9 protein-coding genes and 1 tRNA gene are annotated in these 13,349 nt (G+C 44.1%); all 10 read left to right on the top strand.

Going from position 1 to position 13,349, the window contains the following annotated elements:
• Positions 1 to 30 precede the first annotated feature (30 nt).
• The 10 genes from AC57BQ_RS27100 to AC57BQ_RS27145 all read left to right on the top strand — a co-directional run bounded on the left by AC57BQ_RS27100 (position 31) and on the right by AC57BQ_RS27145 (position 13,332).
• Positions 31 to 837: a DUF4397 domain-containing protein gene (locus AC57BQ_RS27100; RefSeq protein WP_496409211.1), complete on the top strand. Its 807-nt coding sequence runs from the start codon at positions 31 to 33 to the stop codon at positions 835 to 837.
• 104 nt (positions 838 to 941) lie between these two features.
• Positions 942 to 1,679 carry a superoxide dismutase gene (locus AC57BQ_RS27105; RefSeq protein ID WP_496409212.1) on the top strand — a complete coding sequence of 246 codons (738 nt, stop codon included), beginning with the start codon at positions 942 to 944 and terminating at the stop codon, positions 1,677 to 1,679.
• Position 1,680: 1 nt separating this feature from the next.
• Positions 1,681 to 2,991, top strand: coding sequence for a hypothetical protein (locus AC57BQ_RS27110; protein ID WP_496409213.1), 1,311 nt, complete (start codon positions 1,681 to 1,683; stop codon positions 2,989 to 2,991).
• Between the two features lie 549 nt (positions 2,992 to 3,540).
• The gene (locus AC57BQ_RS27115; protein ID WP_496409214.1) at positions 3,541 to 6,648 is read left to right on the top strand and encodes a SusC/RagA family TonB-linked outer membrane protein; all 3,108 of its coding nucleotides are present in this window, start codon (positions 3,541 to 3,543) and stop codon (positions 6,646 to 6,648) included.
• A 17-nt stretch (positions 6,649 to 6,665) separates the two neighbouring features.
• Positions 6,666 to 8,009, top strand: coding sequence for a RagB/SusD family nutrient uptake outer membrane protein (locus tag AC57BQ_RS27120; protein WP_496409215.1), 1,344 nt, complete (start codon positions 6,666 to 6,668; stop codon positions 8,007 to 8,009).
• An 18-nt stretch (positions 8,010 to 8,027) separates the two neighbouring features.
• Positions 8,028 to 8,918, top strand: coding sequence for a cyanophycinase (locus AC57BQ_RS27125; RefSeq protein WP_496409216.1), 891 nt, complete (start codon positions 8,028 to 8,030; stop codon positions 8,916 to 8,918).
• Positions 8,919 to 8,930: 12 nt separating this feature from the next.
• Positions 8,931 to 9,001: transfer RNA gene (locus AC57BQ_RS27130), tRNA-Cys, on the top strand.
• A 29-nt stretch (positions 9,002 to 9,030) separates the two neighbouring features.
• Positions 9,031 to 10,392 (top strand): DoxX family protein, encoded by a 1,362-nt coding sequence (locus tag AC57BQ_RS27135; RefSeq protein WP_496409217.1) that lies wholly within the window; start codon positions 9,031 to 9,033, stop codon positions 10,390 to 10,392.
• Between the two features lie 24 nt (positions 10,393 to 10,416).
• On the top strand, positions 10,417 to 12,036 hold the full coding sequence (locus tag AC57BQ_RS27140; RefSeq protein WP_496409218.1) for a hypothetical protein: 1,620 nt from the start codon (positions 10,417 to 10,419) through the stop codon (positions 12,034 to 12,036).
• 42 nt (positions 12,037 to 12,078) lie between these two features.
• A complete protein-coding gene (locus tag AC57BQ_RS27145) occupies positions 12,079 to 13,332 on the top strand; it encodes a YeiH family protein (RefSeq protein ID WP_496409219.1) in 1,254 nt (417 codons plus the stop codon).
• Positions 13,333 to 13,349 lie beyond the last annotated feature (17 nt).

Below are 13,349 nucleotides of genomic sequence, written 5' to 3' on the forward strand. Positions count from 1 at the left end.
AACAAAATATATTCAATAAATAAAAAGGCCATGAACAGTACAGTTTTCATTTCGCGGTCAAAGGGATTATTATTGGCAGGAGCATTGATGCTGATCATCTCATCCTGCAAAAAAACAGATTACTTGGATATTAACGCCGCCGACAGACCAGCACTTGCAGCGCATATCAGCTTTGTGAATGCCCGCCCGGTTAACGTGGGCATACAATTTTGGGCATATACCACCCAGGTGACTAAAACCGCGGTACCCATTAATGGAAAATCAGATTACCTGGACGCACAATTTGGTGATGTGCAGATCAATTTTACCGAGGGTACCAATACCTCCTACAAGGCATCGCGCCAATTTGGTAACAGCGCTACATTTACCAGCAGCGGTGGCCCCAATGGCCCTATCGCCAACTATTATCATACAGTGTTTGCTATTAAAAATACCAAGGCAACTGCCGATTCACTCATTCTGTTTTACGATGACCTGGCGGTACCTGCAGCTGGCAAGGCCAAGATCAGGTTTGTGAACCTGGCCCCGGGCAGTCCGAATGTTGATTTTGGCATAACCGGGCAAACAGCTTTATTTACTAATACCGCATATGGCAGGGCAGGTGGTTCGGTATTGTCCGGAACAGGTTTCAATACCTGGTCAATAGGTCCGTTTATTACCATCGACGCTGGTACGCTTAATTTCCAGATAAGCAAAACAAGCGATCATTCGGCAATAAGTATACTGAATAACCAGCTAAGCAACATTAGTTTACAAGCAGGGAAAATTTATACCATTTATATCAACGGAACGCCGGGTAGCGCAGCTATTGGTGCAACCATACTTACGCATAATTAAAATACAGCACATTATATAAGTGATTTAATAGCGTGTGCTTTAAAGCATGCCCGGTTCCGTTCCGGGCTGCTTTAATTTATTAACCCCTCCAAAAATATCATATCATGAAAGCAAACAGTCGCAGAAAATTTATCGAAAATACTTTAAAAGCAACGGTAATAGCTGCGGTAAGCGGCCCGGTACTTTTAAAAAGGGCATCGGCTTCGGTTACCGGCAATCACCATCTGTTTAATGCAGATGAACCCTTTAAATTTACACAGGTACCCTTAGGGTTTGATTATAAAGCGTTAGAGCCGTATATAGATGGGCTTACCATGGAAATACATTATACAAAACACCATGCCACCTATATTAAAAATGTGAATGAGGCCATTGTTGCCGAAAAGCTGACTTTTACTTCTGAAAAGGAGTTTTTTGATAATGCATCCAAACTATCGGCCAAGGCCCGCAACAATGGTGGCGGTGCCTGGAACCACAACTTCTTTTGGCAAGGTTTAAAACCAGGAACATCTGCTGGTCCGGATGGTAAAGTAAAAGAGGCTATTATCAGCTCATTTGGTTCTGTGGAGAAATTTAAAGAGTTATTTAGCCAGGCTGCTCTTACGCGTTTTGGATCGGGTTGGGCATGGTTGGTTAATGATAACGGTACTTTAAAAATAACCTCGACTGCAAACCAGGATAGCCCGCTGTTTAATAATGCCGAGGTGAAAGGCACACCTCTATTGGCTTTGGATGTTTGGGAGCATGCCTATTATTTAAAATACCAGAACAAACGCAACGAATATATTGCCGGCTGGTGGAATGTGGTAAACTGGGATGAAGTAAACAAAAGGTTGACATAATATGACAACACTAACTTACAATAACCCTGGAACCGTTTGGAAGATATACGAAAAAATAGCGGTAAGGGCTTTCCTGATATTTGCGGTAATTACTTTTATCCCATTTAATCCCGAGTTTTATAAGCAGGATTTTAACGCCGGTTTTTCGGTAACGGATTATCCCTGGCGATGGCTTGACGTGGTAAGTCAGAATAGTCCCTGGTTTTTTGAAAGTAGGGAAGGGCATAACTATACGGGTTGGTTTATTACGCTGTTCATTACTTTTTTAGCTGGTGGCATATGGGAGCTGCTGGATAAGCGCCGAACTGGTTTTGAGGATATTTATAAATGGTTCTATACGATTATCAGGTACCAGATAATTTTAAGAATGTCGTGGTTTGCTATTGCCAAGTTCTTCCCGGTGCAGATGCCATTCCCAACTATTAGTCAGCTCAACACCAACCTGGGCGATTTTACACCGGGCAAATTATACTGGCTTACTACGGGCGTGGCGCCTTTTTTTGAAGTTTTTGCCGGGATTTTTGAATTAACGGCAACAGTGCTGCTATTGTTCAGGCGTACCACCACACTCGGGGCATTAATGATGATAGCCATTTTATTACCTATATGGTTTGTAAATATTGGTTACAATGCCGGTGTGGAGCTTGCTAGTATGCATATACTGGTACTCTCGCTAGTCCTGTTAGTACGCGATCTGCCGAGGTTTTGGCAAATACTCGTTCAGCATAAAAATGCGACTTTAACCTATGTACAGCCATTTGTATTCGCAAAAAGCTGGAAACGTACAACCAGTCTGGCACTCAAGGTTATCTTTATTTTCTTGTTTTTAATTTACCGGGGATATGAATATGGCAAACTATATGCCGCCGGAAAAACATTTAAGCTGCCACTTGAAAATGGTATAAAAAACTTTACCGGATATTATAATGTAGAGGAATTCAGATTGAATAACCGGCTTATCCCGTACTCGCCGGATGATACATTGCGCTGGCAAAATGTGGTATTTGAAAAGTTTAATACCTTGAGTATAAAGCTTGCCAAAAAATTTACACTGAACACTCAAAATAAAATCCGTACAACGGAATACTACGGCAATGTCGGTCGCCTTTTTTATGGCTATGAAGCTGACACACTGAAGCAGATCCTGGTTTTAAGAAACCGCGCTGACACTGCTTCTGGGCTGAAATTAGCTTATTCAAGACCTTCATCAGACAGTTTTATTTTAAAAGGGATTGATGAACATCGTGATTCAATATATGTGGTGTTAAAGAAGATCAATAAAACCTACCCGCTTTTATCAGGAAGAAACTGATCTCAAAAACAACGGATAAATACTCCGGTACTTTGTATACTTTTCACCTCATGGTTATCAATCATGGGGTGAAAATCTTTATATCATAGGCAACCCTAATATTGCTTTGTAACAAATCTTCTACATAAATTATATTTTATCTATAGATTTTGTAGTCTTTAAATAAATTTCTATGTTTGTCGCGTCAAATTAAAAACATAAGTAATGTTAACGTCTTCAAACAGACCACTGGTACATACTTTAAACATGATGATGAACAAGCGTAAGGCGATGCTTATTACATGTTGTTGTTGCTGGTAATTACTTTTTCAACTAATACTTTTTCCTGATAAAAAACCACCAATAAATGTGCTTAAAATCCCCTGGGTTTTTGGGTGCATAACTATGAAAAAAATCCCCTGATGAAGTCATAAAACATTAAAAAACCGGCAAGGAAGCCTCGCCGGTTCATTTTTCCGGAAAAGATCAGCTACGTAACGCCAATCACTCACTGACCCTTCCGTTAAGTTTCACCTAATAATTAAATTATTAATAAAACCCGTTAAATATATGGAAATATATATCCATGCTAAATCATTTTATAAAAAGCTCTTTAAGTTACTTCTACTCATCTTCTTCCCGATTTTATCGTTTGCACAAACAGAACAGCAACCAACTATTAACTCCCATTTAAACGGTACTGTAATTGATGCCATTACCAGCGAACCACTGCCCGGCGCAGCAGTACAGATCCTGGGTACAACGCACTCTGTAGCGACAGACAGGGATGGGAAATTCTCTTTCGTAACCGGTCAGAAATTTCCATACACGCTTGTAATTACTTATATAGGTTATGATAAACAGGAAGTTACCGCCAATGGCAGCCCTGTTACTATACTTTTAAAACAATCTGTACGTGCACTGAATGATGTGGTGGTGGTGGGTTATGGTACACAAAGCCGCAAATCATTAACCGGTTCGGTATCAACCATTAATGCCGATGAGGTACGCAATAAACCTGTAGCCAGTTTTGATCAGCAATTACAGGGTAAGGCGGCAGGTGTACAGGTATCTGCCGGTACAGGTATCCCGGGTGATGGTTTGTTTTTCCGTATCCGGGGCAGTACATCCATTAATGCAGGTAACGACCCTTTGTATGTGATCGATGGGGTGTTTATTAATAGTCAATCTTTACAGAAGATCACCACCCAGGGGCAAGCCAATAATCCATTATCAGACATCAACCCTGCCGATATTGAGAGTATCAGTATATTAAAAGATGCTGATGCAACTGCTATTTATGGTGCGCGTGCGGCCAACGGAGTAGTATTGATCACCACCAAAAGAGGTAAATACAATACCGCACCCAAAGTAAGTTTTAATACTTATTTCGGTTTTGCCAAAGCCCCTAAATTGTGGGACCTGGTAACCGGGCCTGAACATGCGGAATTGGTGAATGAGCTTTATCGCAACACCGAGGCTGATGCTATTGCTGCGGGGAATACATCGGCTGCCAGTACCTATAAATACCAACCCTTCCGGGCGTTGACTGATAATCCTTCAGCTTCACCGGCGCCGCGTGGATTACCGCAGGATCAGCCAACTTATGATCGCTTGCACGATGTTTTTCGCACTGGTTTTTTGCAGAACTACGATGCCTCAGTTTCTGGTGGTAACGACAAAACACGATATTATGTAGGAGGCGGCTATAACAGTCAGCAGGCCGATCTGCGAACCAACGATTTTAATCGCGGCAGCTTTAAATTCAATCTCGATCAAAAAATAAGTAATGTGTTCAGTATTGGTACCAGTACGCTGCTTTCACAAACTTACCGTACCAATGCCCGTGTGGGTGATGGACCGCAGGGTGGTATTTTACAAGCAGCCCTGCATACGCCAACTTATTTACCCAAAGTAAATGCCGATGGTAGTCCGGCCAAATGGGCTGGTTTTGATAACCTGGACGTGCTGATCAATAATACCAACATGCACTCCAAAAGCGACCGCCTGATCAGCAATATCTACGCGGATGCCAACATTACACCTGATCTGAAATTCCGTACCAGCTGGAGCGTGGATTACAATACTTACAACGAATATCAATACTGGAACAGCCTGACCAATCTTGGCGCAGCCAACCATAACCTGGGCACATCAAGTATCAGTACCAACTCAATCTGGACAAATGAACAAACGCTTACTTATAATAAAGTTTTCGCCAACAAACACTCCTTCAGCGCGCTGATCGGTAACACGCTGCAAGGCAATGTTAATTCGCAAACCTTTGCACAGGGCACCAATTTTCCTAACGATTCATTCCAGCAGATCGCTTCGGCAGCTACTACCACAGCTTCATCTACAGAAAATAAATATAACCTGTCGTCCTTCTTCTCCAGGGTTACCTATAACTATGCCGGTAAGTATTTCATAGAAGGTAATTTCCGTGCGGATGCATCTTCCAAATTCGGCGCGGATCATCGCTGGGGATATTTCCCATCGGCAGGTGTGGCCTGGCAGGCCAAGGAGGAGGATTTTCTGAAGAACGTCAATTTCCTGAGTAACCTGAAGATCCGGGGCAGTATTGGTTTAACCGGTAACCAGAACGGCATCAGCAATTTTGCGTCGCGTGGTTTATGGCAGGCCGGTTCCAACTACCAGGATAATCCCGGTACGGTGCCTTATCAACTGGCCAATCCTGACCTGAAATGGGAGAGCACCCGCCAGATCAACGTAGGTGTAGATGCAGGCTTCTTTAACAACCGTTTAAGCCTGGAATTTAACGTGTATGATAAGTATACGACTGGTTTATTATTAAACCTACCACTGCCCCAAAGCTCGGGCTTTGCCACGATAACCAAAAATGCCGGCGAAATGAGCAATAAGGGCTTTGAGCTGGCTATCAACAGTGTCAATATTAAGAGCGAGGGATTTACCTGGCAAACCAGCTTCAATATATCGCACAATGCCAATAAGATCGAGAAACTGCCAATACCTATAGATGCTTCGTACGCGGCTATCCGAATGCAGCAGGGGCAATCCATGAACTCTTTTTATGTGTACAAGCAATTGTACGTTGATCCGCAGACAGGTAATGCCATTTACCAGCATGCTGATGGTACCAGTGGTCCAACCGTTACTGCTGCCGATAAAGTATTTGATGGTAGTGGCTTACCAAAATTCTTTGGCGGTATAAATAACACTTTTAATTATAAAGGTTTCGACCTGAGCATCTTCTTCAATTTTGAAACCGGTAACAAGGTTTATAACAACAACGCTTACTTTCTGGAAGGTGGCGGTAACCGTGATGACCGCCGGGCGATGGATACTTACCAGCTTAAACGCTGGCAAAAACCAGGTGATATTACCGATGTACCACGCTTAACGGCTCTGGGTTCCAACTACACTTTAAGTCCGGTGAGCCGCTTTATTGAGGATGGTTCATTCCTGAGGTTGAGCAATGTAAATCTGGGTTATACACTGCCCAAAACTGTAGCTGAAAAGATCAAGGCTGCATCAGTACGTATTTATTTCAGCGGATCAAACCTGTGGCTCTTAACCCACTACAAAGGGCCAGATCCGGAGATCAACGTAACGGCCGATCCTAACGTGCAGGGCTATGATCTGGGAACACCGCCAATCCCGCGTACGCTACAGGTTGGCGCTAACATCACCTTTTAATGATTAATGAATTAGACATGAAACGAATACTCTATATACTTCCAATTTTGATGATCTTTTCATCCTGCAAAAAGTTCCTGGATGTGCAGCCGCAGCAACAGGTGGATGAATCACAGGCGATCACCGATGCAGGCAGCGCAGGTACCGCAGTTAATGGCATGTACAATAGCCTGGGGACCGATAACTATTATGGCTCAAACTTTCCGGCTATCTCTTACCTGTACGGCAGCGACGTGGTGTGGACAGGTTCACAAGCCGCTCCGCAGGAGATCTCCGCGCATAAAACCACCGCTTTTAACAGCTATATCGGCAATGCTTGGGGCGCTATTTACAAAACCATATTGTCTGCTAATTATATTTTAGAAGAAGTACCCAAGGTTACCGACCCGCTGTTTACTACAACTACAAAAAATCAATACCTGGGCGAAGCCTATGCTGCGAGAGCACTCTCATACTTTGATTTGGCTCGTGGCTGGGGCGGTGTACAACTGATACTGACACCAACCCATACCGCATCAGATCATGCAGGCATTAAACGCAGTAGTTTGGCTGATACTTATGCCCAGGTTTTAAAAGATCTGGATGCAGCCGAAGGATTATTACCCGCTACTACAAACCGTAATCGTTTTACACAGAAAACCGTATGGGCTTTAAAGGCGAGATTTTACCTGTACAATAAACAATGGGATCTGGCCGAGCAATATGCCAGCAAGATCATCAGCGATAATGGTAACTATAATTTACTGAACCCTTACAGCGCGTTTTTCGCCAATAATGCCGTAGCTACTTCGGAGTCAGTTTTTGAGATCGCTTATAGCACATCATTTAAAAATGGGCATAGCGTATGGTTCCTGCCTCCGGCATTGGGCGGCAGACGCGAGTGGGCGCCGTCAAGCACGCTGGTGTCATTATTAAATGATCCAACCGTAGGCGGTGGGCGTAGCACGCTGATCGCACAGACAGCTCCTCCGGGTAATTTATGGTACGGCAAATTGTATTACCGCAACCCCTTAGGTACCGATCCGGCTTATATCATACGCGTAGCCGAAGTTTACCTGATCAGGGCAGAAGCCCGTGCGCAACAAGGGAACCTGACCGGCGCGCTGCAGGATCTGAATGCCGTGCGCGACCGCTCGGGTATAACTGCTACTACGGCAACTACACAAGCTGATATCCTGCTGGCTATTGAGGCTGAAAGAAGGGTTGAATTTCCTTTCGAGACTGATCGCTGGTTTAACCTTGTGCGTACCGGTAGAGTAGCAGCTGTATTAGGCATTACTGATCAAACCAAATATCTGTTCCCGATACCGGCAAGCGAACTACTGGCCGATCCCGATCTGACACCAAATCCAGGCTATTAATCATTAAAATATCAGCATATGAAGAAGATCATCAATTTATTTTTAGCCCTCGCTGTTCTGAGCACGGCTAATGTATCAGCACAAAACAAAACCAATTCGGTTGGTCCTGAAAAAGGCTCACTCGTTATTGTAGGCGGAGGTAATGTCGGTCCGGAGATCTGGGCCCGATTTGTGGAGTTGGCCGGAGGCGCCAATGCCAATATCATTTACGTACCCACGGCAGGCGATGATTCTACCGTTATTAAAAACGATAAGACCATCAAAAAACTTCAGGAACTGGGTGTTAAAAGCGTAATCACCCTGCATACCCGCGACCCTAAAGTGGCCAATACCGAAAAATTTGTGGAGCCCATTCGTCAGGCCACCGGTGTTTGGTTTGAAGGCGGTCGCCAATGGAAAATAGCGGATGCTTACCTGGGGACCCTTACCCAAAAAGAGTTTAAAGCCTTGTTGGATCGTGGCGGTGTTATTGGCGGCACATCAGCTGGGGCAACTATACAAGGTTCATACCTGTTCAGGGGTGATACCAAAGGAAATACCATACTGGTAGGCGATCATACCCAAGGCTTGGATTTTATCCATAATGTAGCTATCGACCAGCATATCCTGAAGCGTAACCGTCAGTTTGATCTGCTTAGCTTCATCAAAACCCGTCCAGATCTGCTGGGTATAGGAATTGATGAAAGTACGGCTATTGTAGTGCATCAGAATATTTTTGAGGTGATCGGTGTATCCTATGTGGGTATCTATGATGCCCGCAATTTTACAGGGTCGGTAAAAAATCCATCGAGCGATTCTGGTAATAACGGGCCGTTCTTTTATCTCAAAAAAGGAGAGAAGTTCGACCTGCTCAACCGCAAGGCCATATTGCCTGCGCCGGCATCAACCAAAACAGCAAACAATCAATAAAAGGACATATAAAGCCGGGTGACTGAGTGGCTAAGTGAGGGTCTGCAAAACTCTTTACGGCAGTTCGAACCTGCCCCCGGCGTCAACAAAACCACCATAGTAAATTATAACCATGAATGCATTAAAGGGGGCTTTACCCCAAACAGAATGGAAAGGATATGAAAAGTGGGCTTTTCGCATCTTTTCAATTTACTTCCTGTTGCAGGCCGTTCCGCTCGACTGGAAGTATTTTCGTAATCTTTTTTCTATTAACTGGCTGCACCTGCGTTTTAGCGATATTTTTTACATCAGCCGGTACACGCCGCAAATATTCAGCAATGGCACAACAACGGGTTGGGGCCTTAATTCTTATGCCGACTGGCTGGTGATACTGGCTATAGCTATTGCAGGAGCAGTTATCTGGAGCAATCGCGATAAAGATGTAAAAAACTATAATCGCCTTTACTACTGGGTACGTGTTATTGTGCGGTACCGCCTGGCTATTGGCATCATCGCCTACGGCTTTATTAAGTTTTTTCCTTTGCAATCTCCGTATCCTTCTATCAGTAACCTGAATACTCATTATGGTGAATTTAGTCGCTGGAAGTTGTTTTCGCTGAGCCTGGGTATTGTGCCTAATTACGAATCGTTTTTGGGTCTGGTGGAATTGCTGGCCGGGGGGCTGTTATTGTTTCGTAAAACAGCAACGATTGGTGCACTCATGGTAGTGGTATTTACGGGTAACGTGTTTATGTCAAACCTGGCCTATGAAGGTGGGGAAGCAGCGTATAGTCTTTACCTGATCACTCTGGGTTTATTCCTGCTGGCTTTTGATGTTGTAAGGGTGTTTGTGCTGATAGGTTTAGAAAGACCGGTACAAGCTAACCGTTTTAAATTAGAATTGTCACCCAGCTGGAAACGGAACAGGCTGATATTAAAAGCGGTATTCATTTTCTTTTTTGTGTTTTTATATGGCTTCAAAACCTGGTCGGCTTATCACCAGGAAGTTTACCAGTATCCGCAAACAGCCGGGTTAAAAGATGCCGCCGGGCTATATGACGTAAGCGAATTTAAAGTAAACAGCGCGGCATTACCCCCTTCTGCAACAGACACCAGCCGCTGGACGAACGTGGTTTTTGAAAAATGGGCCACGCTCAGTATCGGTACTAATAAACCGGTGAAAATTGATTCGGCTGTTACCGAGGAGATCAATGATAAAGATGCCGACAGAAGTTATGAAGAGGCTGGCTCCATTGGCAGGCAGTATTACAGTTATCAGATTGATGCAGCCAAAAAGCAGCTTATCCTCCAAAATAAAAACCACAATTATCCTGCTGATAAATTGGTATTGAACTACACCCGGCTAGATGCTTCGAGCCTCGTGCTATCGGGTGTCAACGGTCGGGATACGGTGTATGCGGTGCTGCATAAGATCGATAAAAAATACCTGTTACAGGAAGCTGCCAGTGGCCGTAACCGGGCAATTAAACTTTAATGATCATCCTTTAAAGCATTTATCATGTCAGTAGAAATTCATTCAAACGATATCAATATTCAGCAGGTGTCTGATCAGGATCATGTACCCGGATCTGCAGTTGTAAACGAGTCTTCCATTAAAACATGGAAGCCATATCAAAAAGTACTCTTCCGGATCACTTTTGTGTTTTTTGTGCTGATGAGCATCCCCATGACGGGGGAGTGGTACAAAAATCTGATCGGGATCAACTGGTTTCACCTGCATTACCGCGACCTGTATGATATTGCCCGCTTCCAACCATCATTGGTCAGGTTCCAGACTCCGGCTTATAACCTCATGGGCTATGCCGACTGGCTGGCCGTTTTGGCCATAGGTATAGTTGGTGGTTTAATATGGACGGCCGTTGACCGTGGCAAGACCAAAAACTATGAAACCCTGTATTACTGGTTACGGGTTATTGTGCGCTATCGCGCAGGCATTGGAATCATTGGTTTTGGCTTTACCAAGTTATTCCCGGTACAGTTGCCTTATCCATCCCTGGGTTTACTGAATACTAATTTCGGTGATCTAACGGCGCAAAAAATATACTGGTTATCTATAGGTATTGTGCCCTGGTACCAGGTGTTCGCGGGTGTGGTTGAGGTATTGGCAGGAGCCCTGTTGTTTTTCAGGAAAACTACCTTGCTGGGAGCTATATTGCTTTTTGGCGCTTTGGGCGATATCACTTTTGTAAACTTCTCTTATGACGGAGGCGTGCATGTTTATGCCTCTTATTTTGTGCTGTTCGCTGCATTCTTAATCATTTACGATGTACCCAAGTTATATAACCTGTTGATATTGGAGCGCGATACGGTGCCCACCAACTTTTACCCGTTTATATCTCAAAAATGGCTGAAGTACACCCGGATAGTTTTAAAGGTGGCCACCATTTGGATATTCCTGGTGGTGCTGTTTTATATCCAGTACATCAACTTCAGATACGATCCTTACAAACAGCCTGCTACAACGGGGGTAAAAGAATTAAGAGGTAACTATGAAGTAAGCACCTTTAAGATCAACAATCAGGAGATTCTGTATTCGCCCCTGGATTCGGTAAGGTGGAGCGAGGCCACGTTCGAGAACTGGTCGACCCTGACCTTTAAAGTAAACAAACCCGTTCCGCTTGACCTGTCAAACGGAGGCGGCTCACCCATGCGCGATATCAACCGCACCTTTGAACTCACGGGTGTAGCCGGCGGTCAGCGGGTGTTTTATTACGAGGCCGATACGGTAAAACATGTGCTTTATCTGCAGGATAAATATGTAGCCTCCAACCGGGGTAACCGTGGCAAAGGTAAAGGAGATAAAGAGGGGGCAAAGGGCAAAAAAGGCAAGGGCGATAAAAAAGACTGGATTCCTAAAGAAGCCAGAGCAAATATTCGCGATGAAAATACCGCCATTGATAAAATCGCGCTTTCCAGCCGCCGCACCCTGGGTATTGCCGAGGAACTAAAAGATAAGCGCAAGCGTAACCACATGATACTGAGCTACACCACTACCGACGGCAGCCATATTATTTTAAAAGGCATCAATGAACGTAAGGATTCTATTTACGTGGTGCTTGATAAAGTGAACAGACCTTATGCTTTAAAAGATAGTAAATTGCAGGCAGGCAAGTATTAAGCCGGCCAATTGATTAGCCACCAAATAACTTATAATAAATTTATGTCATCCACCACAAAATTAACCTTACACGAAGACTGGACCGTAGTAATCCTGGGTTCGCTGATTATCCTGCTCAGTGTCGGCGGCCTTACCCTGTCTGTACCCGCATTTGGCTGGACAACTACTGATCAGCTATTTAGTAACGTATTGGCGCCGGCAAACCTGGGGGTTATCGGTATCCAGTTCCTGTTTGTTTTTGTTATTGCCGCCGTTGGCGCTTTAATTATGGGCAAGCCACTCAAAAATTTTCTGATCATGTTTCCGGTAGTTTACGTGCTTACTATTATAGCGCTCATCATTGCCGGTAATAAACAGATCAAATATTACGGGTTAGAAGCCGTGATATTCAGCCTGGTGATAGGACTGCTTATCGGTAATTTTTTTAAACTGCCCGATTGGTTTAAGTCGGCTTTATCAACCGAGCTTTATGTGAAAATAGGCCTGGTGCTACTGGGAACCAGTGTTATTTTTTCGGATATTTTAAAGGCGGGCTCACTGGGGCTAATCCAGGCTTTGCTGGTAGTAACTTCGGTATGGTATTTTGCCTTTTGGGTATGTAAAAAGCTCAAGGTTGACGATGAAATAGCCATGATGATCTCCAGCGCGGTATCCATTTGCGGCGTATCCGCGGCTATAGCTACGGCAGGGGCCATCAAGGGCGATTCCAAAAAACTATCCTATGTGATCTCCATGGTGCTTATTACGGCAGTACCCATGATGATATTTATGCCGATGATTGCGCATTACTTTAAGTTTTCGCAGGAAGTAACAGGTGCCTGGTTGGGAGGTAGTATTGATACAACGGGAGCAGTTGTGGCATCGGGCTCGTTGGTTGGCGAAATAGCATTAAAAGTAAGCACCATTGTTAAATTTTCACAAAATGTGCTTTTGGGTTTGGCCGCTTTTGCCATTTCTATTTACTGGACCTACACCAAACATCCGGCCGGGACTGATCCTGATAAGAAGCCTACACTGAGGGTGATCTGGGAACGCTTCCCCAAATTTGTTTTGGGCTTTATTGGCGCGTCGCTGCTATTCTCTTTCGTTGTTTCACCGGAAACCGGTGCTCACGTTAAAGACAGTTTGAAAAACCTGCAAGGACTATGGTTTGCGCTGGCATTTACCAGCATTGGCTTAGAAACCAACTTTAAAGAATTGTTTGACCAGAATAGCAAAAAGCCCTTATACGCTTTTCTGATAGCGCAAACCTTTAACATATTTATTACGCTCGCCATCGCCTTTATTTTATTCTGATCAATATTTGAATGATG

The sequence above is a fragment of the Mucilaginibacter sp. BGA-UO-ETr-C110 genome (genome assembly GCF_059567985.1).